This window comes from Streptomyces sp. NPDC107517, from assembly GCF_055582645.1.
Genome location: NZ_JBVJPM010000003.1, coordinates 116627 through 142653, shown reverse-complemented (window position 1 = coordinate 142653; position 26027 = coordinate 116627). Strand labels below are relative to the sequence as shown.

The window sequence follows — 26027 nt, the reverse complement described above, 5'->3', positions numbered from 1 at the left end:
CGTCACACTCCGCAGCGACACCGCACGTACCGCAGTGCCGACCCCCACGTCCTGAGGGCGCGGGGGATCCCCAGCGCCGACCGGAGAGAAGAGCGAAGTTGTCCCCGACCAGCGAGACCGCACAGGGCGGCCGCCGACTCGTCATCGTCGAGTCGCCTGCCAAGGCGAAGACGATCAAGGGCTACCTCGGCCCTGGATACGTCGTCGAAGCGAGCGTCGGGCACATCCGCGACCTCCCGAGCGGCGCCGCCGAGGTGCCCGAGAAGTACACCGGCGAGGTGCGCCGGCTCGGTGTGGACGTCGAACACGACTTCCAGCCGATCTATGTGGTCAACGCTGACAAGAAGGCCCAGGTCAAGAAGCTCAAGGACCTGCTGAAGGACTCCGACGAACTCTTCCTCGCCACCGATGAGGACCGCGAGGGCGAAGCCATCGCGTGGCACCTCCTCGAGGTCCTGAAGCCCAAGGTCCCCGTCCACCGGATGGTCTTCCACGAGATCACCAAGGACGCCATCCGCAGCGCCGTCGCCAACCCGCGCGAGCTCAACAAGCGCATGGTCGACGCCCAGGAGACCCGCCGCATCCTCGACCGCCTCTACGGCTACGAGGTCTCGCCGGTCCTGTGGAAGAAGGTCATGCCGCGCCTGTCGGCGGGCCGCGTCCAGTCCGTGGCGACCCGCCTCGTCGTCGAGCGGGAGCGCGAGCGCATCGCCTTCCGCTCCGCCGAGTACTGGGACCTGACCGGCACCTTCGCGACCGGCCGCTCCGGCGACGCCAGCGACCCGTCGAACCTCGTGGCCCGCCTGAGCGCGGTCGACGGCAAGCGCATCGCGCAGGGCCGCGACTTCGACTCGGTCGGCCGGCTGAAGTCCGCGAACGTGATGGCTCTGGACGAGACGAACGCCCGCGCGCTCGCCGCCGCCCTGGAGAACACGGACTTCGCCGTACGGTCCGTCGAGTCGAAGCCGTACCGTCGCTCGCCGTACGCCCCGTTCCGTACGACGACGATGCAGCAGGAGGCGAGCCGCAAGCTCGGCTTCGGCGCGAAGGCCACGATGCAGGTGGCCCAGAAGCTGTACGAGAACGGCTTCATCACCTATATGCGTACGGACTCCACGACCCTGTCCGACACGGCGGTCTCGGCCGCCCGTGCGCAGGTCACGCAGCTGTACGGCGCCGACTACCTGCCGGACAAGCCGCGCACGTACGCAGGCAAGGTCAAGAACGCGCAGGAGGCGCACGAGGCGATCCGCCCGTCGGGTGATCGTTTCCGCACGCCCGCCGAGACCGGCCTGACCGGCGACCAGTTCCGGCTCTACGAGCTGATCTGGAAGCGGACCGTCGCCTCCCAGATGAAGGATGCGGTCGGAAACTCCGTCACGGTCAAGATCGGCGGCACCTCCGCCGACGGCCGTAACGCCGAGTTCTCCGCCTCCGGCAAGACGATCACCTTCCACGGCTTCCTCAAGGCCTATGTCGAGGGCGCGGACGACCCGAACGCCGAACTCGACGACCGTGAGCGCCGGCTGCCGCAGGTCTCCGAGGGCGATGCGCTGTCCGCCGAGGAGATCACCGTCGACGGCCATGCGACCAAGCCGCCGGCCCGCTACACCGAGGCCAGCCTGGTCAAGGAGCTCGAAGAGCGCGAGATCGGCCGCCCGTCGACGTACGCGTCGATCATCGGGACCATCCTCGACCGTGGCTATGTGTTCAAGAAGGGGACGGCCCTTGTGCCCTCCTTCCTGTCCTTCGCCGTGGTCAACCTCCTGGAGAAGCACTTCGGTCGGCTCGTCGACTACAGCTTCACCGCCAAGATGGAGGACGACCTCGACCGCATCGCGCGCGGTGAGGCCCAGTCCGTGCCGTGGCTGAAGCGTTTCTACTTCGGTGAGGGCGAGGGCTCCGGAGGAGCGGCTGACGCCGGCAACGGCGACGGCGACCACCTCGGCGGCCTCAAGGAGCTCGTCACCGACCTGGGCGCGATCGACGCCCGTGAGGTGTCGTCCTTCCCCGTCGGCGAAGGCATCGTCCTGAGGGTCGGCCGCTACGGCCCCTACGTCGAGCGCGGCGAGCGCGACTCCGAGAACCACCAGCGCGCGGACGTGCCGGAGGATCTCGCTCCTGACGAGCTCACCGTCGAGTACGCGGAGGAGCTGCTCGCCAAGCCGAGCGGCGACTTCGAGCTCGGCGCCGACCCCGTCTCCGGGAACCAGATCATCGCGAAGGACGGGCGCTACGGTCCGTACGTCACCGAGGTGCTCCCCGAGGGCACCCCGAAGACCGGCAAGAACGCGGTCAAGCCGCGTACGGCGTCGCTCTTCAAGTCGATGTCCATCGACACGGTCACCCTGGACGACGCCCTCAAGCTGATGTCCCTGCCGCGCGTGGTCGGCGCCGACGCCGAGGGCGTCGAGATCACCGCTCAGAACGGGCGGTACGGGCCGTACCTGAAGAAGGGCACCGACTCGCGCTCCCTGGAGACCGAGGAGCAGCTCTTCGCCATCACGCTGGAAGAGGCGCTCGCGATCTACGCGCAGCCCAAGCAGCGCGGGCGCGCGGCCGCCAAGCCGCCGCTGAAGGAGCTCGGCGAGGACCCGGTCAGCGGGAAGCCCGTCGTCGTCAAGGACGGCCGCTTCGGCGCGTACGTCACGGACGGCGAGACGAACGCGACGCTCAGGTCGTCCGACTCCGTCGAGGAGATCACGGCCGAGCGCGGCTACGAACTGCTCGCTGAGAAGCGGGCGAAGGGCCCCGCCAAGAAGACGGCCAAGAAGGCCGCGAAGAAGGCTCCGGCGAAGAAGGCGCCCGCCAAGAAGACGGCTGCCAAGAAGACCGCCGCTTCGAAGACGACGGCTGCCAAGAAGACGACCGCCGCGAAGAAGACGACGGCCAAGAAGGCGACGGCTTCGAAGTCGACCTCTACGGAGGAGTAGTCATCCTCCGGGGGTCCTCTGCCGAGGTCCTTCCAGGGAGGAGTGGGCACACGGCAGTGTGCACGCGCGCGTGAATGTCGTACGGCCGCCGGGGCGATTGCCCCGGCGGCCGTATGTTCGGGTGGACCCTCGGGGAGTCAGTGGGTCCGGATAGGCTGGACGAATGACGCGAGCCGAGCAGCCAACGGCCCAGAATCCGGCCCCCGACGACGCCCTGGTCGCAGATTCCCGGGAGCGCGCCGTCCGCGCCCTGCTGCGGGTGCCGCAGCTGAAACGACTGTGGAGCGCCCAGCTCGTGGGCGGCATCGGTGACGCACTCGGGCTTCTCGTGCTCGTGGTGCTGGCCCTTCAGACAGCAGTGTCCGAGAGCTCGTTCGGGGGCGGGTACCGGGGCGTGGCCTTCGCCGTCGCCGCCGTGTTCGGCGCGCGCGTCCTGTCGACGCTGCTCTTCGGAGCCGTACTTCTCGGCCCGCTCACCTCGCTGACCTCCACGGACGGTCCCCTGGACCGGCGCTGGACCATGGTCGGTGCGGACGGCGTGCGGGCCGCGCTCCTCATCGTCGCGCCCCTGTGGATCGACTGGACCCCGGACAACGCGCTGGCGGCCCTGCTCGTCACCGCCTTCGTCGTCGGCGTCGCCGAGCGCTTCTGGACCGTGTCGCGCGAGAGCGCCGCGCCCGCGCTGCTGCCCGCGCCGCCGCTCGAAGGCGCGGCCGTACGCCCGCTGCCCGACCACATGGACGCGCTGCGGCGCCTCTCCCTGCGCACCGGATTCGTGGCGCTGCCCATCGCGGCCGCCACGCTCGTCGCCGTCACTCTCGTGGGGAACCTGATCGGGGCCGGGGTCGACTGGTTCGGCCTGCACCAGGCCGCACTCGCCTCCTATGTCGCGGCCGGTCTGTTCGCCGCCTCCCTGTCCGTCGTCTACTTCCTCGAACTGCCCGACACGCAGACCCCGCGCGCGCGATCGCCGCTCGAGGGCCTGCGCCGGCCCAAGACCGGCAGCGGCGTCGACAAGGGGCGCACGGGCGCCATCCCGCTCCTCGTCCTCGCCTGCGCCGCCGTCGCCGCCGCGATCTCGGCGGCCGTCGCCGTCTCCGTACTGCACGCCAAGGACCTGTCCGGTGGCCCGGTGACCTTTGGGCTGCTCGTGCTCGGGCTCACCGGCGGCACTGTCATCGGCATCCGCTCGGCGCCCTCCGTGCTGCCGTCGCTGTCGCGCCGCAGGCTCCTCGCGCTCGCGATCGCCCTGACCGGCATCGCCCTGCTCGCCGCGGGCCTGGTCCCCGACGTCACGAGCGTGCTGCTGATCGTCACCCTCGCCGGCGTCACGGCGGGCATCGCCGCCAACACCGGGCACACGCTCCTCGACCAGGAGTCCGAGGACTACCGGCGCGCCCGCACGACCGAGCACCTCCAGGCGGTCGTACGGGTGTCCATCGCGGTCGCCGCCGTCGCGGCGCCCCTGCTCGCGGCCGCGATCGGCCCGCACCGGCTGGTGAACGGCAAGTTCGTGTTCGCGCACGGCGGCGCCGCCTTCACGCTGATGCTCGTCGGCGCCCTGCTGCTGCCCGTGGCCGCCCTCGTACTCGCCAAGGCCGACGACCGCAGCGGAGTGCCCCTGCGGCACGACCTGCGCGACGCGCTGCTCGGTGGGAACGACCCGGCGCAGGCCCCCGCGGCCACCGGCTTCTTCATCGCCCTGGAGGGCGGCGACGGCGCCGGGAAGTCGACCCAGGCAGAGGCGCTCGCCGAGTGGATCCGCGGCAAGGGCCACGAGGTCGTCGTGACGCGCGAGCCCGGCGCGACCCCGGTCGGCAAGCGGCTGCGCTCGATCCTCCTCGACGTGTCGTCGGCAGGCCTCTCGCACCGCGCCGAGGCCCTCCTGTACGCCGCCGACCGCGCGGAGCACGTGGACACCGTCGTTCGGCCCGCACTCGAGCGCGGCGCCGTCGTCATCTCCGACCGCTACATCGACTCGTCCGTCGCCTATCAGGGCGCCGGCCGCGATCTGTCGCCGACCGAGGTCGCCCGCATCAACCGCTGGGCCACCGGCGGACTCGTACCGCATCTGACCGTCCTGCTCGACGTCGACCCGCAGGCGGCCCGGGAGCGGTTCACCGAGGCGCCCGACCGGCTCGAATCGGAGCCGGCCGAGTTCCACGCGCGCGTGCGCTCCGGTTTCCTCACGCTCGCCGCCGCCGACCCCGGCCGCTACCTCGTCGTCGACGCGGCCCAGGAGCCGGAAGCCGTCACGACCGTGGTCCGGCACCGGCTCGACATGGTGCTGCCCCTCTCCGAGGCCGAGGTGAAGGCCCAGGAAGAGGCCCGTGAGGCCGCCGCGGAGGAGGCCCGCAGGAAGGCCGAGGCCGAGGCCGCCCGCAAGGCCGAGGAGGAGCGCGTCGAGCGCGAGCGGCTGGCACAGCTCGCCAAGCTGCGCGCCGAGGAGGAGGAGCGCAAGCAGCGCGAGCTGGAGGAGGCGCAGCGGCGCGAGGCCGAGCGCCAGGCCGAAGAGGCCCGCCGGCGCGCCGAGGAGTCGCGGCGCCGTGCCGAGGAGGAGCGCGCCAGGCTCCTCGCCGAGGAACAGACCCGGGCCGCCGAGGAGGAGCGCCGCCGCCGTCAGGCGGAGGAAGAGGCGCGCCTGCGCGCGGAGGCCGAGGAACGGCGCCTGGAGAAGCAGCGCAAGGCGGAGGAGGCGCTGCTGCGGGCGGAGGAGGCACGGCGGCTCGCGGCGGCATCCGCGGCGGCTGCTTCTGCGGCGGCCGAGTCCGCCTCTGCCGCTGGGGCGGGTGCCGGGTCCGCGAGTGCTGCCGGGCGTCCGGTGGCCGACAACGAGACGACCGTTCCCACACCTGTGGTGAAGCCCATGGGTGGGGCGGCCGATGAGACGGCCGTGCTGCCGCCGGTCGGGGACGCCGGTATGGGTTCCGGGACGGGTGGGGATGGTCCTGACGCCGGTCCTGCCGCTGCCGCTGCCGCCAGGGCTGGGCGTGGGGCTTGGCACGGTGGGGACAACGACGAGACGACTCAGCTGCCGGTGCCGCCGAGTCCCGGGCAGCAGCAGGGCGGGGCCGTCGACGAGACGGCGGTGCTGCCGCCGGTGCGTGATGACTCCGTGGGCGGCGGTGCCGGCGGGCCTGCGGATCGGGTTCCGCCGGGGTACTTCCGTGATGAGCGCCAGGCGCCGGCTCCGTCAGCGGGTGCCGGTGCTGGGTCGAACGACCGTACGCGTGAACTGCCCCAGGTCGACGAGGAGGGCCGACCGCGACAGCGGCCGAGGCCCGACTGGGCGGAGGAGACCCCGCTGGACGACCTGCCGTCGCTGGCGGACGAGCTGCTCGGCGGGCACGACGACGCCGGTGAGGGCGACGAAGGCGCGGGCGGCAGGCGCCGGGGCCGGCGCTGAGCCGACCGCGGGGACGTTGTTGCCGTCCGGCGACCGATGGCTGGATCGACCAGTGGCCCGGTCGCCGGACGGCGTTGTCAGTGGCGTCCCGCACAATGAATCCGGTAGAGCGAAGTGCCGGAGTTCGACGGTGAGGCGGTAGTCCATGCCCGTATGGGACGACCTGGTGGGTCAGGAGCGCGTGGCCGCGCAGCTCGACGCCGCCGCGCGGGACGCCGACGCGTTGGTCACGGCCGGCGCGACGAACACTCCGCCGCCCGAGGCCTCCAGGATGACGCACGCCTGGCTCTTCACCGGTCCGCCCGGCGCGGGGCGGGCGACGGCGGCGCGCGCGTTCGCCGCAGCGCTCCAGTGCGTCAGCCCGGACCGGGCGCTGGGCGGAGCCCCCGGCTGCGGATTCTGCGACGGCTGTCACACGAGCCTCGTGGGCACGCACGCCGACGTGGAGATCGTCCGTACGGATCTGCTCTCCATCGGTGTGAAGGAGACCCGTGAGCTCGTCCGCAGAGCACAGCTGTCGCCCGCGGTGGGCCGCTGGCAGGTCATCGTCATGGAAGACGCGGACCGCCTCACGGAGGGCGCGGGGAACGTACTTCTGAAGGCCGTCGAGGAGCCCGCCCCGCGGACCGTCTGGCTGCTGTGCGCGCCCTCCCTGGAAGACGTGCTGCCCACGATCCGCTCCCGCTGCCGCCACCTGACGCTGCGTACGCCCGCGGTCGAGGCGGTGGCCGACATGCTCGTACGACGTGACGGCATCGAGCCGGACGTCGCCGCCGAGGCGGCCCGCGTCACGCAGGGCCACATCGACCGCGCGCGGCGCCTCGCCACGGACCCGCGCGCGCGGGCGCGCAGAGCGGCGGTGCTGAAGCTGCCCCTGCGTGTCGACGACATCGGCGGGTGCCTCAAGGCCGCGCAGGAGCTGATCGACACCGCGGCGGAGGACACCAAGCAGCTCGCCGAGGAGGTCGACACCAAGGAGACCGAGGAGCTGAAGGCGGCGCTCGGCGGGCAGAGCGGCAGCCGGATGCCGCGCGGCACGGCAGGCGCCATGAAGGAGCTGGAGGACCGCCAGAAGCGCCGTAGAACGCGTACGCAGCGCGACAGCCTCGACCTGGCTCTCACTGACCTCACGGGCTTCTACCGCGACGTCCTCGCCCTGCAGCTCGGCTCCCGCGTGGCCCTCGCGAACACTGAGGCGCAGGACACTCTGGAGCGCCTCGCCCGCGCGGCCTCGCCCGAGGCCACGCTCCGCCGCATCGAGGCGATCTCCGCCTGCCGTGACGCGCTCGACCGCAACGTGGCGCCGCTACTCGCGGTGGAGGCGATGACGATGGCGCTGCGGGCGGGCTGACACGCCTTTCGTTCATTCGATTAACTCGTACGGGGCACGGTGGCCACACACCGCGACTGCCCGAACGCGGACGGTTAGGCTCGGCTGATGTACTTCAGGCGTCACCATTCCCCCGTCCGAGGCCTCCGGGCCTGTGGAGCCCTGCTCGCCGCCGCCGGACTCCTCATGTCCGCCTGTTCGCCGGGGAGTTCGGGAAGCACACGGACGGCGGACATCTCGCTGGCCGCGCTGCCCAGGGCGACCCCCGCCAATCTGTCGGCCTACTACGGGCAGTCGCTGACCTGGCGCGAGTGCGGCGTGCCCGGCTTCGAATGCACCACGATGAAGGCGCCGCTGGACTACGAGAAGCCGGAGGCTGGTGAGATCAAGCTGGCGGTGGCCCGCAAGAAGGCCACCGGCCCGGGCAAGCGCCTCGGCTCGCTCGTGATCAACCCCGGCGGGCCGGGCGGCTCGGCGATCGGCTACCTCCAGTCGTACGCCGCCCTCAGCTACCCGGCGGCGGTCCGCGCCCGCTACGACATGGTCGCGATCGACCCGCGCGGAGTCGCCCGCAGCGAACCGGTCGAGTGCCTCGACGGCAAGCAGATGGACGCCTACACGCAGACAGACGTCACGCCCGACGACCAGGCGGAGACGAACGAACTGTCGGCGGCTTTCGCGAAGTACGCGGCCGGCTGCGAGGCGAGGTCCCGGAAGGTGCTGCCGCACGTCTCCACGGTCGAGGCGGCCCGTGACATGGACGTCCTGCGTGCGGCGCTCGGCGACGACAAGCTGACGTATGTCGGGGCGTCGTACGGCACGTTCCTCGGGGCGACCTACGCGGGGCTCTATCCGACGCGGGTCGGCCGCCTCGTCCTGGACGGCGCGATGGACCCGGCCCTGTCCGCGCAGGAGATGAACCGCGACCAGACGGCCGGCTTCGAAACGGCGTTCCAGTCGTTCGCGAAGGACTGCGTACGGCGCTCCGACTGCCCCCTGGGTACGGGGAGTGCCGCCGACGCGGGCAAGCGCCTCAAGGCCTTCTTCACCGACCTGGACCGCACCCCCATCCGCACCGGCGACTCCTCGGGCCGCAAGCTCGGCGAGGCCCTCGCCACGACCGGCGTGATCGCGGCGATGTATGACGAGGGGGAGTGGGCGCAGCTGCGCTCCGCGCTCAGCTCGGCGATCAAGGACAAGGACGGGGCGGGCCTGCTCACCCTCTCCGACAGCTACTACGAGCGTGACAGTGACGGCACGTACGCGAACCTGATGGCGGCCAACGCGGCCGTGAACTGCCTCGACCTGCCGCCGTCCTTCAAGAGCCCCGACGACGTGAAGGCCAACCTGCCGTCCTTCGAGAAGGCGTCCCCGGTCTTCGGCGAAGGCCTCGCGTGGTCGGCACTGAACTGCACGTACTGGCCGGTGCCGGCGACCGGCGAGGCTCATCGCATCGAGGCGAAGGGCGCCGCCCCGATCGTCGTCGTCGGTACGACCCGCGACCCGGCCACCCCGTACCGCTGGGCACAGTCCCTCGCCGGCCAGCTCGACTCCGGCACGCTTCTCACCTACGAGGGTGATGGTCACACGGCGTACGGCCGCGGCAGCGACTGCATTGACTCCGCGATCAACGCGTACCTCGTGGACGGCACCCCGCCCAAGGACGGAAAGCGCTGCTCATAAGCTGGAAAGCGCAGCTCATAAGGGGCGCGAGGGTACTTTCCGGCGCCCCGGGACACCCGTCCCGGGGCCTCCGCAGGGGGTGTGCGGAGCACCCCCGAAAACTGTGTAGACTTGGCGACGTTGCTGACCGCACCATGGTGCAGACGGCGCGCCGCCTTAGCTCAGATGGCCAGAGCAACGCACTCGTAATGCGTAGGTCTCGGGTTCGAATCCCGAAGGCGGCTCCGTAGAAGCCCCAGGACTCACTCGCCGTGACCTGGGGCTTTTGCTTTTCCCGGATACGGCGCCGGCGTCGGGCGCGGGCGGCACGAGTGTCGGCGGTCTCGGTTCTGGTCTCAGTTACGAGGGCTGACGCGTTCCAACTGATGGCCATTCGTCGTGCTACGAGGCCTGTTGAGGCAGCGTTCGGAGGGATCCGGAAGGGTACTTTGCAGACCGCATGCCCCAACCACCTGTTGATGGGGGAGCACCGTGAACAGCCGGGACCGCGTTCCCTACTTCCGCTGGCAGCGCCACTTACCGCGCCTCATCCAGGACCGGAGTGCAGGTCTGATGATCGCTGGGGCGGCGATAGTCGCGCTCTTGTTTGGCGTCGTCGGTACCGTCACTGAGCTTTCGGGCCCATCGTCGGATCCGTGTCAACGGGCTCGTGACATTGGGGATGATGCCCGTCCTGCTGATGGAGAGGTGGACTCGGGCCTCGAACGCGAGCGGGTCGCCGAAACGGCAGGCGACTGGCTCGATGCCGCAAGGGAATGCCTAGAGCGCGGCGGCGACCCGGGTCCTGGGGCCTAGCGCTGGTGTGTAGGTCGCAGGTTTGAGTTCCGGAGGCGACTCAATGAAAACCCCAGCTCAGGCATTGTCTGAGCCGGGATTATCGTTCAGAGGATGCGGCGACGTCGCCGCCGCGCAGCGTGGGTGTCGGTGGTCTCAGGTGGGGGCTCATCGGGGGTCAGGGTCTGAGATGCGGGTGCGAAGAACTCGCCCATGCGCCGCATCGCGTCTTTCGACAGATGTGATCTGCCCTTCACGTAGCGGCGGGTCTGACTGATCTGGGTGTGTCGAAGGATTTCCATGATCGTGGTCATGCCGACCCCCCAGCTCGTTCAGGATCGTGCCCGCTGTGTGGCAGCTCCCGTCCTACAGGCGCCGGTCGTCGATCCCGGCCTCGGCGACCAGTTCCATGAACTCCTCGTAGTCCTGCCTGGGGTCGAGCGGGCGCCCGTCCTCCCGCGAAAACACGACGTCGTTCTCCTGCCACAGCTCCCCGGCCTCGGCCCGCATCGCCTCCTGTTGGGTCTTGTGGTCGGTTAGGAACGGGATGAAGACAGGTGGGATCGGGACGGGGTTCTGACTCTTCTTGGTCTTGGGCCGCGTGAAGGTCAGGCCGCCGTCCTTCCGTTCGGGGCAAGCGCTCGCGTGCTGGGTGCAGTTCTTGGTGCAGGGCTTGGGGCACCCGCGCTTGTAGCTCCTGTGCGTGGTGCAGCCCAGTGGGCACGGCTCGAAGCGGTGCAGACGCGCTCCGCAGGCGTGCGGGTCGTCGCAGCCGTGCCGCCACGTGAGGCGCTGTGGCTGCCACTTGGGGTGGGAACAGCTCTGCCTTCAGATCGACGTACGACCATCGCAGCCCTAGCGTCTCGCCTTGCCGGAAGCCCATGCCGACGCCGACGATTCTCAAGGCATCCAGATACCCCGGCTCGGTCTCCCGAAAGGCGGGCTCGACGTGCGGATACGGCGGCTGCCTGTAGCTGCGTCCCAACCGGTCGATCCCAACGAACCCGTATTCAAGCCGCCGCGCCTGAGGCGCCTCCGTGAACACCACCGCCGTCACCCGGCCCCACTGACGGTGACCTTCACATCCCACGACGTCCGGTACGCGCCCGTGATCACGTTCGGCCCTGGGAGGCCTGAGGCGTGCCGCTGGATCCGGGCCCGAAGCATCATCGCGTGATGCCGGGTGATCGCCCGCGTACGAGACCGCACGGCAGGCCCCATCCGTGCGAGCGAGGCGGCCAGCGCGACCGGGTCACGGAAGGCAGCTGTACCCGGGTGGGCGTTGCGGTGCGGGTTGGCAGGGGTCGTCACCGCCGGAGCCCAATACCCCGTGTCGGCGAACCGCCCATGTGTGCTGGAGTACTGATTGGCGAGCCGCCGCAGACGCCTCGCGCGTCCTGCGGCAGCTCGGCCCCGTACACGTCACCCCAGTTGGCCTCACAGGATCCCCGCTTCAAGGCGCACCACGCGCACGACGGCGAACGTGCCGACACCGAGATCCGAGACACGGAAGTTACGGCCCACGAGCAACGCGTCTCTGCTCGAGTCCAGAACCGTCAACAGATCCCCGGCCCGAACCTCCGGTACTTCAACCGACAGCAGCGCCTCGTACGTCGTCATCACCCGCTGTGCGGCCACGGATCCGTCGAGGGGCGCCACGGCCGCTGGCTGGCATCGGAGGACGACGGCCCCAGCACCCTCCCACACCAGCACTCGGTCCGCTCGCGCTGGCCGCAGGACGCCGGTCGTCTCGTCCAAGACGTCGTCGCCGCGTCCGCCCACGTCACGCCGGATCCGCACCCGGTGGCCGAGCATCCGCTCGACCACCGGGCGAACCCCGGACAGGCCGATCCCCACGAGCCCACTCCGCCAACTGCCGCAGCACCGCGGCCGTCCCACCGCCCGGTACGTTCTCCAGATCCACGCGAGCGAGCGCGGTCCGTTCGACCTCGACCGGGTCCATGGCCTCGAGGAACGCGGCGACGGCAGGGCCCGGACCGCCGCACAGCCCAACCTCCACGCGGGCAAGAAGATCGAGCGCTGCCGGACAGGTCTCACTCGGTGCCAGTTCCAGCAGGACGAGCGGGGCCCGCCGGGATCGGCGTGTACGTGGACGGACATCACAGAGCCACTCACGTTGTTCCCGCCCACAACGACCGTGCGCTCGTGATCGTCCAGCGTCATCTGAAACCGGTTCAGTGTCGTCACCGGCGGAGCCTACTCGTGGGCGCACTCGTGACATCAGGCAGCGATCTTCCACTCCCTGAATCGATCTTTGCCCTGCCTTTGCTCCCCTCACAGTCGCTAATTACTTGGCCTGGCTAGGGTCGTACGGCTGACGAGGCGACCACGGGGGAGTGCGCGCGTTCATGAGCAGCGGTACCGGTGACAAGGGCGAGATACTCGACATCAAGATCGCCGACCTGAAGGCGACGGCCCCGCACTTCCACACCCACAGCACGGACCTGTCCAAGGCGCTGACCAAGCTCAAGACGGCACTGTCCGCGGCTGGGTCCCCCTGGGGTGACGACGATCAGGGCACCGCCTTCCACAAGGCATACGGTCCGCACGTCAAACAGATGGAGCAGTCCGCGCAGATCCTCGCCGATGGGCTGGCCAGCATCCACGACGCGATGACGGACATGGCGGACGGTCACATCGACAACGACGACCTGGTGCGCGCCATGTTCAGCCGGATCGCCGTCAAGGGTGGCAAGGGCGAGGGCGACGGCAAGTGAGCGTCGCCGACAAGGCCAAGAAGATCGTCCAGGACATGACCGGCATGTGGTGGCCGGACGCCGACGAGGACGGCCTGCGCGACGCCGCCAAAGCATGGCGGGACTTCGCCGACGACCTCGAGGACGTCACCGCCGCCGCGAACAAGTCCGCCCGCGGCATCATCGAACACAACAGGGGTGAGGCGATATCCGCCTTCGACGACCCGTACTGGCGCCGCTACTACTACCAGAAACACGGCTGGCTCCAGGACGTGATCGACGGCGCCCGCGACATGGCCAAGGCCCTCGACAAGTACGCCGACGCCGTCCACAAGGCCGTGAAGCACCTCGAACACGAGCTGGAGATCGTCGGCGCCACGATCATCGCGGGCACCGCACTTGCCATCTTCACCGCGGGCATCTCCGAAGCCGCCGCGGCAGCGGCCACCGCCGGCATCGTGGAACTCGCCGGAACCATCGGCGTCACCGTCTCCACCGAGATCGCCACCATCGCCGGGACCACCCTGGCCACTGCCGCACTCGGCGGCATCGAATCCGTCACCGTGGACCTCGCCGTCGCCCAGCCCATCGCGATCGCGACCGGCGAGAGCAAGGGCCTCAGCCTCGACGAGGCCAGCCAGGCGGCCAAGGACGGAATGCTGTTCGGCGGCATGTTCGGCGCCGGCGCCGGAACCGTCAGGGCGGCGACCGAGGCGGGAGGTTTCAGTAACCTCTTCGACGGCCTGACACTCCCGGGACCACGGGCCGCCCTGCCCGCCGAACTCGACCTCGACTCTGTCGTCGAGTCGCCGAGACTCATCCGCCAGGACGACGACTTCGGCGCCACACACAACCCGTTTGGCCTGAAGAAGTCCCGCTTCGACCCGGACATCGGCGTCATCCCCGCAGACCCCGACGGCGACATCAGCCCGCTCCAGCACGTCCTCGGCGGCAAGAACAAAGCCGCCAAGGAGTCCAGCCAGTACACCTCTTTCGCCCCGCAGGACGGCACCGGGAAGGTCTACGGCAACGAGGAGATCCGCGTCGACTACCAGCGCCTCCAGAGGGACATCGACGCGGGCAAGGTACCGGGGGTCGAGATCCTGCCCCCGGACCAGATCCAGCAGTCGATCAACGACGAGATCAACAAGGTCGCCGGACGTGAGGTCGAGGTGCCCACCACACTCAAAGCCGGCGAGAAGGACCCCGCGCAGGACTTCGTCGACAGCCTCGGGCTGAGCAAGGGCAAGTCCCGTAAGGTCGTCGACAGGGTCATGGCCCTGCTCAACACGCGCCGCGATGGCGAGTGGCTGATCAGCGGGACCGTTCCCAAGGAGTACGTCACCGGACCGTTCCCCACCTCCGGATCGTAGGAAAGAGCAGATCACCCCATGGCCGACACCACGGACCGCTGGCAGCCGAGCCCTCGGCTGCGGGCCCTGCTCTTCACCGACTTCGACGGCAACCCCGCCGACCCGGACGACGTGATCGCCGACGCCCTGGACGACAACGGCTACCTCGAACGCACACCCGGCCTGACCGAGATCCTCCAGGACGAGGACGCCGACCCCGCCGGTCGCCTTCTCGCCTGCTGCGCGCTGACCAGCTGGGCCGACCCGCTCGGCTACGACACGGTCATCCGCATCGCGGCCGACCCCGACGACGTGGTCTGGCGCGGCCAGTCCGCCGACCGCTTCTTCAGCCAGGACGACACCTTCGGCTTGCTCGCCGACGCGGTCGGCTCCAGCAGCGACATGGTCGAGGAGCGCGACACCGCAGACCGGCGCATCGAAGCAGCCCGAGCCCTTATCTCCCTCGCGGACCGGTTCCAGTTCGACCGGCACATCTCCTCGCTACTGACTCGCGAGCTTGTCGAAGCGTGCCAGGACGAGATCCGCACGGTCGTGGACCGGGGCATCACCCACCTCGCCTCGGGTGAACACATCCCCTTCGACCTCGGCCTCCAACTCGCCCTGCTCACCGTCGCGATGAAGAAGTTCGACGAAGGGCGAGCGAACGACGCGATGCTGCGGCTCGCCGCCGCACGGCCGGGCGAACGCGCCTTGCGCGAACTGGCGGACGCGACCGGCAGCTCCCTCTGGCTGTTGTAGCAACCTTGGCCATGGCGTCTCTGGTTCCCTTCAAGAGGATCTCCGAGCAACCGAGACCGGTGCGCCTCCACCACCGGGTCCCTGGTCTGCGGCGGCCGACGTCCCAGGGACAGGAGCGGGCAAGAAGCTCAAGCCGCCGCACCAGGAGAACAGCAACACCCCACGCCACCGGTGGTGGAATCGGCGCCCCGACCCACTTCCCAGGTAGGTAACGAAAGCGGCCGAGCCGTCCCGTCGCCCTCCCCCGCGGCCCGGTCGCGGGCCGCGTCGACGGCGAGTCGTGCAACCTCCTTCGCGCACCCCCATGACAACGTGACCCCCGCCCGCTGCGCTCCTGCCTTCGGCTCGCTCCGCGCACGCTGCGCCGACGCGCGCCCACGCCTGGACAGGGCCGGTGACCATGAGCCAGGGACAGTGGTGGGCTCTTCTGGACCCAGCCGAGCCGCAGAACGCGACCGGTGCCATGGGCGGAAGGGGACGGCGAGCAGCCATCAGCTGGCGGGCGCCGCTGAATGAGCGAATTGCGGCCGTGGAGCGTAGCGACTCTCTCTGGATCACGTTGCCGCCGGTGTTGGATGTCCATCGAGCATGAGCGGGCCACCGAAGGGAAACGCCGTTGACGCTCGCCCAGGAGAACTTCACCTTGTGCACCGCCGCCACCGCCATGGTCGGCGCCACCGCCGGCTGTGCTCAGGTACTCGGCGACGACGGCCTGTTGTCCCTGCTCGACGGCGCGGAACAGGCGGGTTCCACGCCGCGGACATGTCGCTGTCCACAGCCAGGGTGAGCCCTGCTCGGTGATCACTCGGAACGAGACGGAAACGGTTGACCAGGCATCAGCCTGTCCGCACTCGAAGGCCATTCCACACCCGACAAACGATGGGCAGGAAGCATCCCAATGCCGAAGTTCCTCATCCAGGCCACCTACACGCCCGAGGGCACCAAGGGTCTGCTCAAGGAAGGCGCGAGTGGCCGCCGCGCCGCCGTCGACCAGGTCGTCACCGGCCTCGGTGGGCAGGTCGAGGCCATGTACTTCGCCTTCGGGGAGGACGACATCGTGCTTATCGTCGACTTTCCCGACCCGGTCTCCATGGCCGCCGTCAGCCTCACCGTCAAGGCCAGCGGAGCCCTCCACACCCGGGCCACCCCTCTCCTCACCGTCGACGAGATCGACGAGGCCGCCCGTCGGCAAGTCGCCTTCCGCTCCCCCGGCAAGTGAGCCTCGGAGCCCGGAGCCCGGAGCCCGGGGCCCTTGGCCCCGGTGCAGCGGTGCCCGGCTCAGTCGGTTCTGGGAGGTCGACGGTGACAGGACCTACTTGAGCTCCCGTCCCGAGCTGGACTGGCAACTCGACTGGACAGCGCCCTGTCCGGAGCTGGTCGAATCGGCCCGTGAATGGGCACGGCTCGAAGCCACCGAAGCCCCCGCCGCCGAGAACATCGTCGTAACCATCGAGTGGGCCGACCACACAGACCTCCACCCATGACCATCCCCGGTTGGCCATCCTGGTGTGACCGGCCTCGCCCGCACCACTGTGCGCTTCGTCCATAGGTGATAGGCGATTCCCTGCTCCATTACGCGAGTTCAGGGTTCGTTGCGCGCGTTCAGAGTTGATTACGCTGCCCGGTCCGGCGGGCCCGCCTCGGCTTGAAGTGGGCCCGCCGAACCGGGCAGCGTCGTATCGTGAGGCGGATCGTAGAGTGCGCGCGGCAAGATCTCGGCCGGAACGCGGCGTCGCTGAAACATCCCGTCCGCCTCACCGCATCTAAAAGGTGTGGGCGATGAGGGGGAGGGCGCCTGATGAGGCGGTCCAAGGAGAGTGGGTTCCGGGAGTTCGCGGAGGCCCGGACGAGGCATCTGTTCCGTTCGGCATGCCTGTTGACCAGTGGCGATACGCACTTCGCCGAGGATCTGGTGCAGGAGACGCTGGGGCGGATGTACGTGGTGTGGGGGCGGTCGTCACGGGTCGGGAATCCGGCGGCGTACGCCCAGACCGTCCTCATACATGCCTTCCTCGCGCACCAGCGGCGGCGCTCCGCGCAGGAGCGGCCCAGCGATGAGCTTCCGGAGACTTCGGACGGCACGCCGGGTGACGCCTCGCTGCGGATCACTCTTCTCGACGCGCTGCGACAGCTGCCGCCGAAGGACCGGGCAGTGATCGTGCTGCGGTACTGGGAGGACCGGTCCGTGATGGAGACCGCGGAGATTCTGAACGTCAGCTCGGCGGCGGTGCGTACGCGGAGCACGCGGGCGTTGGCGCGGCTGCGGGAGCAACTGGGCGGCAGCGTGGCTGAGTTCGCCGCGTAATGAGCTTGACTCGATCTTGTGTGAGGAGTGGTGGTTCGGCATGTCAGGAACAGGCGAAGACCGTGATCAGGAAGCTTTCGTGGGTGGCCTCGGGGAGGCCCTGCGGATAACCGGTGAGACGTTCAACGCCGCGGGTGGGCCGCTGGTCGACGGTGGCGTGGCACGCGGCCGGCGCAGGTTGCGGCGCAGGCGCGCCGCGACCGTCACCGGGAGCTTCGCCGCGCTCGCCGCGGTCGGATTCGGTGCGTCGTACGCTGCCGGGGCCTTCGGGGCCGAGGCCGGGCACGGCAGCCCGGTGGCCGCGCAGCCCAAGCCGGGCAGCACGACCAAGGGGAAGACGACCACGCCGGGTGAAGGGCCACAGTTCTCGGCCAGTCACCTGATCAAGACCCTTGAAGGGCTGCTGCCCGACGGCAAGTTCAGCGGGGAGTCGGGCCGCGGTACGGAGGACGAGCTCGGGCCGCTCGCCTCGGTCGTCTTCGACGACGGCAAGGGCAAGGCGGCCATCGGGCTGAGTCTGGGCCGGGTCGACCCTGAGAGCACGAGGATCGCGGAACAGCTCGCCTGCCCGGAGAAGGTATACACGCCGTACGACTCCTGCTCGAGCAAGACGCTGACCGATGGCTCCAGGCTGCTGCTCCTGCAGGGCTATGAGTACCCGGACAAGCGCGCGGACACCAAGTGGTGGCATGCGTACGTGGTGACGCCGGAGGGCTTCACCGTCGATGCGAGTGAATGGAATGCGCCGGCGGAGAAGGGCGAGCCCGTCTCCCGGGCCGAACCACCGCTCAGCACCGCCCAGTTGAAGGCTCTGGTGACCTCGAAGGAGTGGCGTCCGATACTGCGGGCGCTGCCGAAGCCGCAGGACGAGCCCGTGCAGCAGCCGGTCCCGCAGGCCGTGAGCGGAGACACCATCCTCGAGGACCTCACCTCGCTGCTCCCGAAGAGCGCCAAGGTGACGACCCGCCACGGCGACGACGGCTTTGCGTACGTGGTGGTGAACGACGGTAAGGGGGCGAGCCTCGTCCAGATCAATGTGCAGCCCAACATGTCGGACGTGGAGGGCGAGCTCTTCGGCTCAGGGGCGCAGACCCTGCCCGACGGCACGAAGGTCGTCACGCGTCAAGGGCCCGGCGAGAAGGGAGGCCGGGGCGTGGTGATGTGGACCGTGGACACGATCCGCAAGGACGGGTTCCGCGTGGTGATATCGGCGTTCAACTCAGGCACGCAGAACACCGCGGCCACGAGGACGACGCCCGCGCTGACCATGACACAGCTCAAGGCGATAGCCACGAGTGAGAAGTGGCAGGGGTAGGGCGGTGACGAGGGGCCCTCTCGGCCCTGGCCCTCGGCTCTCGGCCCTGGCCCTCGGCTCTCGGCCCTGGCCCTCGGCTCTCGGCCCTGGCCCTCGGCCCTTGGTGCTCGCCGATCGCCGACCGGTGAGCAGTATGGGCTGGTCAGTGATTGGCGATCGGTGGCCGCCGGGCTGTGAGCTCCGGGGTGTCGTGAGTTGCCTTGTGGAAGGACGTTACTTGGCGTCGGCGTAGCACTTCACCACTGCGGTGGTGAAAGGGAAGTGGACCGGGGTGTCGCCGAATGTGAGGTGGCCGGCCAGTTCTGCGGCCTCGCGGATCGCGGCGGTCACTGCTTCCGCTTCCTCTTCCGGACAGTGCACGATCACCTCGTCGTGCTGGAAGAAGACCAGTTCCGCCGCCATCCCGGTGCAGGACTGGCGCAGGGCGGCGAGCATCAGGTCGGCCCAGTCGGCGGCGCTGCCCTGGACGACGAAGTTGCGGGCGAAGCGGCCGCGGGCGCGGGAGTTCGAGGAGGCGTAGCCGGGGGTGAACTCGGTGTCTCCCGATGCCTGTTCGGGCGGCGGGCCGTCCTGGGGGATGCCTGCCTCGTCCTGATCAGCGGCGCCGGCGACGGGTGGGCAGGTGCGGCCGAGCCAGGTCCGTACGAGGCGGCCCTCCTCGCCCGCGCGGGCGGCGTCGTCGACGTAGGCGACGGCTTGCGGGAAGCGGCGGCGGAGGGCGGCGAGGTTCTTGAGGCCGTCGCCGGACGTCTGGCCGTACACCGCGCCGAGCACCGCCAGTTTCGCCTTGGCGCGGTCGCCGGAGAAGGCCCGGTCGGAGACGGATTGATAGAGGTCGGTCTCTCGCCCGGCGACCTCCATCAGGCCGGGGTCGCGGGAGATGGCGGCGAGGACGCGGGGTTCCATCTGGTCGGCGTCGGCGACGACGAGGCGCCAGCCCGGGTCGGCGACGACGGCACGGCGGATGACCTTGGGGATCTGGAGTGCGCCACCGCCATTGGTGACCCAGCGTCCCGAGACGGTGCCGCCGGGCAGGTACTCGGGGCGGAAGCGGCCGTCGCGGACCCAGTCCTGGAGCCAGGACCAGCCGTGCGCGGTGTAGATCCGGTACAGCTTCTTGTACTCGATCAAGGGCCGCACGGCCGGATGATCGATCGACTCGATCTCCCACCGGCGCGTGGATGTGATCTTGACGCCGGCCTGGGCGAACGCCTTGACCACATCCGCGGGCAGATCGGGGCGCACGCGACGGCCGAACGCCTCGGACACCTCGTCGGCCAGTTCGGCGAGGCGGCGCGGTTCGCCGCCGCCCGCGTAGCGCTCGCCGAGCAGCTCGTGCAGTACGGAGCGGTGCACGTCGGCGCTCCAGGGGAGGCCCGCCGCGTTCATCTCGGCTGCCACGAGCATGGCCGCGGATTCGGCGGCGGTGAGCAGCCGCATCCGGCCCGGGTGGGCGGTGGCGTCGTGGCGGCGCTGCTGATCGGCGTACACCTCTATGAGGTCTTCGAGGGGGACATGGACGGGTTGTGGTTCGAAGAGGGAGGACTGGGAGCCGGGGGTCGCGGCTCGTTGAGGGGGGTCCGGGGGGACGGCCGTGCCGTGGATCCTGGCCAGGGCGGCGGCCGCGGAGCGGGGTTCCCCGAAGCGGCCGGCGTGGCCGAGGAGGAGAGTCTCGGCGTCCTCGATGTCGTAGCAGCGGGGCACCCGGACGCCCGCGGCGAGCAGACGGGGGTAGACGGCCGCTGTCGATCGCCAGATCCAGCGCGTGACGTCGGGGCGGGAGCGGACCGCTTCCACGATGCTGGGCTCCTGGCGGACCGGGGCGGCGGGTGCGCCGTCGGCACCGAGCGGCGCGAGCTGGGCTCCGCCGTCCTCGGTGGCCGCGATGGCCCACTTCTCGGTCATGCCGGTGAGTCTTGCACCCGGCACTGACAGCGCCGGGGTTGTCGGGACGGGCGGGGCGGTGGTGGTGCTCGTAGAGGTGACGGCGAGCGCCCGCCCGGGCGTGGGGCTGGGCCGGGATTCCCCTCAGCTGTCGCCGCCCTCGTCGATCAGGCGGCGGACCTCGCGGTCGATCAGGCCGAGGCGGGCCTCCGCGACCAGAGGGACGACCCTGCGTTGCCGGCGGGCCTCGTGGAGGTCGATGTCGATGGTCACCAAGCTCGGTTCCCACTTGGGGGCCTGGGCCACGACCGTCCCGCGTGGGTCGACCACGCGGGAACCACCCCAGAAGGAGGCGCCATGTTCATTGCCGACGCGGTTCACGAAGACGACCCAGCACTGGAGCATCTTCGCGGTGTGGGCGAGGAGCGTGTCCCAGTACAGGCCCGTGTCCATGGCCTCCGGGTCGAGTGTCGCCGCGCTGTTCGCGGGGACGATGACGACCTCGGCGCCGTCCTGCACGGCGAGCCACGGCAGGACCGGCTGCCAGGCGTCGTTGCAGATGAGGGTCGCGGCGCGGCCGTGGCCGTGCGGCAGGTCGTACGCGCGCAGATGCTGGCCGGGGCTGACGTGCTTGCGTTCTTCCCAGGCCAGGTAGTTGGGCAGGTACAGCTTGCGGTGAGAATGGAGGAGCTGGCCACCTGCGTAGTAGACGCAGGTGTTGTAGGCGCGCAGGCTGGTGTGTTCGTGCAGCCCGATCACGACATCCGGGCCGAGCGTCGAGAGGGCGGCCAGACGCGGGTCCGTCACCGGCAGGGAGACGTCCTGGCGCAGGGCGCCGAGGTGATAGCCGTGCAGGCTCAGCTCGGGGAAGACCACGAGGTCGGCGCCCTGGGCCGCCGCCTGCTCGGTCTGCTCCCTGGCGACGGTCAGATTCGCGTCCACGTCGCCGAGCACACAGTCGGTCTGCGCAAGCGCCACTCTCATCTTCCGAGCGTCGCAGTGTCCGGCGGAGTCGGCATCCGCAGGGGCCGGTGGCGTCGTGGTTGGCGGACGCGGAGTCCTCGTGGGTGGCGCGTGCCGGCGGCCCTGCGTGTCCTGGGCCCGCGCCGGCTCACCCCACGAGGATCACCAGGACCACCTGTCGCCTCAGCCCACGAGCAGCACCAGCTTGCCCCGCACGTGGCCCGTCTCGCTCAGGGCCTGTGCCTTGGCCGCGTCGCGGAGGGGGAACGTGTCGGCGATCGAGATGTGGAGTTTGCCGTCCGCGGCGAGTACGGCCTGGTGGGTGAGACCCTCGCGGGCCTTGGCACGGTCGGTGCCGCCGGACGCGAAGGTCACGTCGTACTTGGCGGCGTCGGGGTCGGCGATGGTGACGACCCGGTCCGGCGTGCCTCCGCGGAGTTCGACCGAGTCCGCCAGCGCGCCCTTGCCCGCCGCGTCGAACACCGCGTCCACGCCCTGCGGGGCCACCGCGCGCACCCGCTCCACAAGCCCGTCCCCGTATGCGACGGGGATGGCGCCGATGGAGCGCAGATACTCGTGATTGGCGGGGGAGGCCGTGCCGATCACCGTCGCGCCGACGGCCACGGCCAGCTGCACGCCCATCGAGCCGACCGCGCCCGCGGCTCCGTGGATCAGCAGCGTCTCGCCGCTGCGTACGCCGAGCAGGTCGAGTACGCGCTGGGCCGTTTCGCCGGCGATGGGGAGGGCGGCCGCCTCGGCGGGTTCGAGTCCGGTGGGCCGCGGGGTGACGGCGGAGGCCTGCGCCAGGGCGTAGGTGGCGTACGCGCCGGTCTCGGTCCAGCCGAGGACTTCGTCGCCGACCGCGAGGCCGGTGACGCCCTCGCCGAGCTCGTCGACGGTTCCGGCGAACTCGTTGCCGGGTACGGCCGGCAGGGAGGTCGGGAAGGCCTGCTCCATCCAGCCGTTCCTGATCTTGTACTCGATGGGGTTGACCCCGACGGCCGCGACTTTCACCCGGACCTGGCCGGGACCCGCGTGCGGCTCCTCGATGTCGCCCTTGAAACGCAGTACCTCGGGTCCGCCGAACTCCTCGAAGACGATGGCTTCCATTCCGGTGTCCGCCTCTCACTTCACTTCACTGTTTCGTCGAACCGGCGGGGCCGGTCCTGCTGGTGCCCTGTGGTGCCGTGTTGTGTTCCCTGGTGATCTCGTACGTTCTCTTGCGTTCTGCAGAGTTGCGTTCTCCGGAGTCGATCGTCGCCGAGGCGTCCCCCCGAGCGCTCTCACCGCTCTCACCCGCGCACACCGTTCCGGCGCCCCCATCCCGCGCCCAGCACCCCCGCCCCCACAGCGACCACCGCACACACGCCCACAGCCGAACCAACGACACCCCACGGAAAAACGACCCAAGGCCCAGTCCCATTCCCTGTCCCACTCCAGGTCCCACTCCCGAGCTCCGCCCCCGCCCCCGCCCCCGCCCCGGACCCGGACCCGGGCGCGAGCAGGTCGAGCGCAGCCGCGAGTCCTCCCAGGTTGAGCGCGGTGACGGCCAGTCCGAGGGCCGTGCCGGCCGCTACCGCGACCAGTGCCTCGCCGGCGAGCATCCACCTGACCTGGGCTCGCGTGGCCCCCGCCCGGCGCAGGGCCCGCAGTTCCCCGTCCCGCACGGACGCGGCCATCAACTGCGTTCCGGCCAGCGAGATCGCCGTATAGGTGAGGGCGATGCCCAGGAGGAGCAGCATTCCTTGCCGGGTCTGGGGTTTCACCCGGGGGTGGGTGGCGTCGAGCCAGGCGGCTGCGGTGCGTACGCGCACAGAGTGTCCGGACGTGGCAGCTCGTAGCGCGCCCGCCGCGGTGGTGGGTGAGGCGCCCGGCGTCAGGCGTACGTCGATCCGGTCGACCGGGGCGGCGCCCGCGTTGGCCATGGTGACGTATGCGCCGTTGTCGCCGGTGCCGCGCGCCAGGACGGCGGCGATGCGGAGCGTGGTGCGACGGCCGTCGCCGAGCCAGACGGTCAGGCGGTCGCCGACGCGGTGGTGTTCCCACTCCTCGTTGACGACGATGGAGCGGTCGTCGAGGCGGCGTATGTCTCCGGCGACGACGGGGAGGCCGCTCGTCGCGGCGAGGGCCGCGGGGTCGCTCACGGCTCGCGCCTCGGAGCGGGCGAGGGTGGTGCCCTCCTCCCGTACGAAGACCGCGGTGGAGGCCGACGGGGACACGGCGGCCGCGCCCGGAACCGGCCGACGTGCAAGGCTCAAGTCAGCTCCTGTAGCGATGAGGTGGGCGTATGTCTGTTCGCTCGCCTCCTGTGCCTTCGCCGCGCTCACCGACTCCGCCGAGCCCATCAGTGAGCCCGCGAGCGCCACCGTTATCAGGACGGGTGCGGCGACCGCGGCGGTGCGGCGGACGGAGGCGGCGGCGTTCTCGCGGACGAGGAGCCCGACCGCTCCGGGCAGCCGGACCAGCCGCAGCACCGGACGCACAAGGAGCGGGGCGAGCGTGGCCGCGGCCGTGATGAGGATCATCGGCTGGGTGGTGTACGTCTTGCGCTTCAGGAGCGCCGACGGGTCGGTCCAGAGGGTGTGGACCGTCAGGCCGAGTCCCAGGGACAGGAGTGCGGCGCCGACGATCCGGCGACTCCACGGCATGACGTCCGTGTCCATGTCGGCGTCCCGCAGCGCTTCCACCGGGCCGATGCGTCCGGCGCGCCGCGACGCGGCCCATGCCCCCGCGATCGCCACGAACAGGCCGGTCCAGAAGGCGAGTTGGAACGGCCAGCAGGTCCAGTAGGACCAAGAGGTCCAGGAAGTCCAGAGTGCCGTGCCGCTGCCGCTGCCGCTGCCGCTGCCGCTGCCGCTCACGGTGAACCACGTGGGAGCGATTCCGTTGTCGATCAGCGCCCGGGCGAGCAGTGGGGCACCCCAGGAACCGAGGGCGCAGCCGGTGGCGCTCGCCGCGACCCCGACCGCGAGGGCCTCGGTGACGAGCTGACGCCGTACGCGTCCCGGCGTGGCGCCCGCAAGCCGCAGCAGCCCGAACTCTCGCCTGCGCAGGGCGACAACGAATGCGAACGTCGACGCCGTGACGAAGACGGCGACGAACGCGGAGACCCCGCCGGCCGTGCCCAGCATCGCCCGCACCGCCACGACCGCCTGCGCGTCGCGCTCCGCGCCCGGGTCCGCCAGGCGCCTTGCCGGGCCGGTCAGGACCTGCGCCCGGTCGCCGACCACCTCGCGTACGGCGGCGGCCGAGGCGTCTACGCCGACCGCGTCCGGCGCGAGATGATCACGGTGAACGGTGCCCAGATCGGCGAGCTCGCTGAGCAATTCTTCGTCCACAGGCTGTGGATAGGGAATCTTCTTCGAGTCCCGGGCACGGTTCGGGCCCCGGTCGACCTCTACGGTCAGAGTGTCGTGCGGCATGACCACGACAGGCTGCGCGGCGAACCGCTGCGGCTTGACCGCGGGCGGGTCGGCGGCCGCCGCGAGCCCCAGCCCCATGCTCGCGACCAGGGCCACCCCGAGCGCGACGGCGACGAACGCCCCCGCGAAGAGATACCGGCGCGTCCGCAGACTCGCCCAGGTGGAGGTGAGCGTGGTCAGCATGCGTCTACCTCCTTGCCGAGCGACGCGTCGTCGGTGTTACCGACGGAGGCGAAACGCATGCCGGTGGACGTGCCCGCCGCGCCCTGTTCAGGACCCGCGCCCTGTTCAAGGCCCGCGCCTCTCTCAGGCCCTTCCGGCCCTTCCGGCCCTTCCAGCCCTTCCGACCCCCCTGGCCCTTCCAGCCCTTCCGGCCCCTCAAGCCGCTCCAGCCCTGTCATCCGTGCGGCGACCGTCTCCGCGTCCGGGGTCAGAAGCTCGTCCACGACCCTCCCGTCGACCAGGAACACCACCCGGTCCGCGCGGGCAGCGGCCACCGGGTCGTGGGTCACCATCACCGTCGTCTGCCCCTCCCGGTCGACCAACTCCCGTAGCAGAGTGAGGACGTGCCGTCCGGTTGTCGTGTCGAGCGCGCCCGTCGGTTCGTCGCCGAAGAGGACGGCCGGCCGGGTGATCAGGGCGCGGGCCAGCGCCACCCGCTGCTGCTGGCCGCCGGAGAGCTGTGAAGGGCGGTGCCCCGCGCGCTCGGCGAGGCCCACGCGGCCCAGCGCCTCGCGCACCTCCGCGCGCGAGGGCCGCCGCCCGGCGAGCCGCAGGGGGAGCGCCACGTTCTGCGCGGCGGTGAGCGCCGGCATCAGGTTGAAGGACTGGAACACGAAACCGATCCGGTCACGGCGCAGGAGCGTGAGTGCCCGTTCGCCGAGTCCGGTGAGGTCGGTTCCGGCGACGGTGACGGTGCCCGACGTCGGGCGGTCCAGGCCCGCGGCGCACTGGAGGAGCGTCGACTTCCCGGACCCGGAGGGCCCCATCACGGCGGTGAAGGTCCCGGAGTGGAAGTCGAGGTCGACCCCGTCGAGGGCGGTGACGCCGCGGTACTCGCGGCGTACGGCGGTGAGGCGCACAGCAGGTGTGGTCATGCCTCAAGCCAACCGCCGCGGCGCCTCGCGGACACGACCACTGGGGGGCGTTCCTGGGGTATGGCCAGCCCTACCCCCGTATGCGCC

18 protein-coding genes, 1 tRNA gene and 1 pseudogene are annotated in these 26027 nt (G+C 70.5%); 13 read left to right on the top strand and 7 right to left on the bottom strand.

Annotated elements, in window-relative coordinates; genetic code table 11:
* Positions 1 to 98 precede the first annotated feature (98 nt).
* From topA to ACZ67T_RS08395, 5 genes are all read left to right on the top strand, one after another.
* Positions 99 to 2933: a type I DNA topoisomerase gene (gene topA / locus ACZ67T_RS08415; protein WP_469982483.1), complete on the top strand. Its 2835-nt coding sequence runs from the start codon at positions 99 to 101 to the stop codon at positions 2931 to 2933.
* A 163-nt stretch (positions 2934 to 3096) separates the two neighbouring features.
* Entirely contained in the window at positions 3097 to 6339 is a 3243-nt protein-coding gene (gene tmk, locus ACZ67T_RS08410) for a dTMP kinase (RefSeq protein ID WP_469982482.1), read from the top strand.
* A 145-nt stretch (positions 6340 to 6484) separates the two neighbouring features.
* Positions 6485 to 7690, top strand: a complete 1206-nt coding sequence (locus ACZ67T_RS08405; protein WP_469982480.1) for a DNA polymerase III subunit delta' — start codon at positions 6485 to 6487, stop codon at positions 7688 to 7690.
* A gap of 87 nt (positions 7691 to 7777) precedes the next feature.
* The gene (locus tag ACZ67T_RS08400; RefSeq protein WP_469982479.1) at positions 7778 to 9352 is read left to right on the top strand and encodes an alpha/beta hydrolase; all 1575 of its coding nucleotides are present in this window, start codon (positions 7778 to 7780) and stop codon (positions 9350 to 9352) included.
* A 150-nt stretch (positions 9353 to 9502) separates the two neighbouring features.
* A tRNA-Thr gene (locus ACZ67T_RS08395) sits at positions 9503 to 9576 on the top strand.
* A gap of 657 nt (positions 9577 to 10233) precedes the next feature.
* Here ACZ67T_RS08395 and ACZ67T_RS08390 read toward each other — a convergent pair.
* Together ACZ67T_RS08390 and ACZ67T_RS08385 are read right to left on the bottom strand one after the other, a co-directional pair.
* Positions 10234 to 11024 (bottom strand): annotated as a pseudogene (locus ACZ67T_RS08390) (tyrosine-type recombinase/integrase); the annotation flags it as partial.
* A gap of 539 nt (positions 11025 to 11563) precedes the next feature.
* A complete protein-coding gene (locus ACZ67T_RS08385; RefSeq protein WP_469982477.1) occupies positions 11564 to 11983 on the bottom strand; it encodes a DUF6093 family protein in 420 nt (139 codons plus the stop codon).
* A gap of 512 nt (positions 11984 to 12495) precedes the next feature.
* Here ACZ67T_RS08385 and ACZ67T_RS08380 point away from each other — a divergent pair.
* From ACZ67T_RS08380 to ACZ67T_RS08345, 8 genes are all read left to right on the top strand, one after another.
* Complete coding sequence (locus ACZ67T_RS08380; protein ID WP_469982476.1) at positions 12496 to 12864, top strand: hypothetical protein; 369 nt, start codon at positions 12496 to 12498, stop codon at positions 12862 to 12864.
* The gene (locus ACZ67T_RS08375; RefSeq protein ID WP_469982474.1) at positions 12861 to 14216 is read left to right on the top strand and encodes a WXG100-like domain-containing protein; all 1356 of its coding nucleotides are present in this window, start codon (positions 12861 to 12863) and stop codon (positions 14214 to 14216) included. Before ACZ67T_RS08380 ends, ACZ67T_RS08375 begins: the two co-directional genes overlap by 4 nt.
* 18 nt (positions 14217 to 14234) lie before the next feature.
* On the top strand, positions 14235 to 14954 hold the full coding sequence (locus ACZ67T_RS08370) for a hypothetical protein (protein ID WP_469982472.1): 720 nt from the start codon (positions 14235 to 14237) through the stop codon (positions 14952 to 14954).
* Between the two features lie 616 nt (positions 14955 to 15570).
* On the top strand, positions 15571 to 15741 hold the full coding sequence (locus tag ACZ67T_RS08365) for a hypothetical protein (protein ID WP_469982471.1): 171 nt from the start codon (positions 15571 to 15573) through the stop codon (positions 15739 to 15741).
* A 111-nt stretch (positions 15742 to 15852) separates the two neighbouring features.
* A complete protein-coding gene (locus tag ACZ67T_RS08360) occupies positions 15853 to 16173 on the top strand; it encodes a GYD domain-containing protein (RefSeq protein WP_469982470.1) in 321 nt (106 codons plus the stop codon).
* A 97-nt stretch (positions 16174 to 16270) separates the two neighbouring features.
* Positions 16271 to 16438: a hypothetical protein gene (locus ACZ67T_RS08355; protein ID WP_469982468.1), complete on the top strand. Its 168-nt coding sequence runs from the start codon at positions 16271 to 16273 to the stop codon at positions 16436 to 16438.
* 314 nt (positions 16439 to 16752) lie between these two features.
* Positions 16753 to 17259: a SigE family RNA polymerase sigma factor gene (locus ACZ67T_RS08350; protein ID WP_469982467.1), complete on the top strand. Its 507-nt coding sequence runs from the start codon at positions 16753 to 16755 to the stop codon at positions 17257 to 17259.
* Between the two features lie 79 nt (positions 17260 to 17338).
* Positions 17339 to 18574: a hypothetical protein gene (locus ACZ67T_RS08345; RefSeq protein ID WP_469982466.1), complete on the top strand. Its 1236-nt coding sequence runs from the start codon at positions 17339 to 17341 to the stop codon at positions 18572 to 18574.
* A 213-nt stretch (positions 18575 to 18787) separates the two neighbouring features.
* Here the strand turns inward: ACZ67T_RS08345 and ACZ67T_RS08340 are convergent, their stop codons facing one another.
* The 5 genes from ACZ67T_RS08340 to ACZ67T_RS08320 form a co-directional block, all read right to left on the bottom strand.
* Entirely contained in the window at positions 18788 to 20479 is a 1692-nt protein-coding gene (locus ACZ67T_RS08340; RefSeq protein ID WP_469982465.1) for a bifunctional 3'-5' exonuclease/DNA polymerase, read from the bottom strand.
* A gap of 123 nt (positions 20480 to 20602) precedes the next feature.
* The gene (locus tag ACZ67T_RS08335) at positions 20603 to 21442 is read right to left on the bottom strand and encodes a nitrilase-related carbon-nitrogen hydrolase (protein ID WP_469982463.1); all 840 of its coding nucleotides are present in this window, start codon (positions 21440 to 21442) and stop codon (positions 20603 to 20605) included.
* Between the two features lie 162 nt (positions 21443 to 21604).
* Entirely contained in the window at positions 21605 to 22531 is a 927-nt protein-coding gene (locus ACZ67T_RS08330) for an NADP-dependent oxidoreductase (protein ID WP_469982462.1), read from the bottom strand.
* A 182-nt stretch (positions 22532 to 22713) separates the two neighbouring features.
* Positions 22714 to 25026, bottom strand: coding sequence for an ABC transporter permease (locus ACZ67T_RS08325; protein ID WP_469982460.1), 2313 nt, complete (start codon positions 25024 to 25026; stop codon positions 22714 to 22716).
* Entirely contained in the window at positions 25020 to 25940 is a 921-nt protein-coding gene (locus ACZ67T_RS08320) for an ABC transporter ATP-binding protein (protein ID WP_469982458.1), read from the bottom strand. The genes ACZ67T_RS08325 and ACZ67T_RS08320 overlap by 7 nt, the downstream gene beginning before the upstream one ends.
* Positions 25941 to 26027: the final 87 nt, after the last annotated feature.

Coding starts and splice junctions, on each gene's coding strand:
- ACZ67T_RS08360 (WP_469982470.1), top strand. CDS start 15,853: ATGCCGAAGTTCCTCATCCAGGCCACCTACACGCCCGAGGGCACCAAG.
- ACZ67T_RS08405 (WP_469982480.1), top strand. CDS start 6,485: ATGCCCGTATGGGACGACCTGGTGGGTCAGGAGCGCGTGGCCGCGCAG.
- ACZ67T_RS08340 (WP_469982465.1), bottom strand. CDS start 20,479: ATGACCGAGAAGTGGGCCATCGCGGCCACCGAGGACGGCGGAGCCCAG.
- ACZ67T_RS08380 (WP_469982476.1), top strand. CDS start 12,496: ATGAGCAGCGGTACCGGTGACAAGGGCGAGATACTCGACATCAAGATC.
- ACZ67T_RS08330 (WP_469982462.1), bottom strand. CDS start 22,531: ATGGAAGCCATCGTCTTCGAGGAGTTCGGCGGACCCGAGGTACTGCGT.
- ACZ67T_RS08335 (WP_469982463.1), bottom strand. CDS start 21,442: ATGAGAGTGGCGCTTGCGCAGACCGACTGTGTGCTCGGCGACGTGGAC.
- ACZ67T_RS08400 (WP_469982479.1), top strand. CDS start 7,778: ATGTACTTCAGGCGTCACCATTCCCCCGTCCGAGGCCTCCGGGCCTGT.
- ACZ67T_RS08350 (WP_469982467.1), top strand. CDS start 16,753: ATGAGGCGGTCCAAGGAGAGTGGGTTCCGGGAGTTCGCGGAGGCCCGG.
- ACZ67T_RS08370 (WP_469982472.1), top strand. CDS start 14,235: ATGGCCGACACCACGGACCGCTGGCAGCCGAGCCCTCGGCTGCGGGCC.
- tmk (WP_469982482.1), top strand. CDS start 3,097: ATGACGCGAGCCGAGCAGCCAACGGCCCAGAATCCGGCCCCCGACGAC.
- ACZ67T_RS08325 (WP_469982460.1), bottom strand. CDS start 25,026: ATGCTGACCACGCTCACCTCCACCTGGGCGAGTCTGCGGACGCGCCGG.
- ACZ67T_RS08320 (WP_469982458.1), bottom strand. CDS start 25,940: ATGACCACACCTGCTGTGCGCCTCACCGCCGTACGCCGCGAGTACCGC.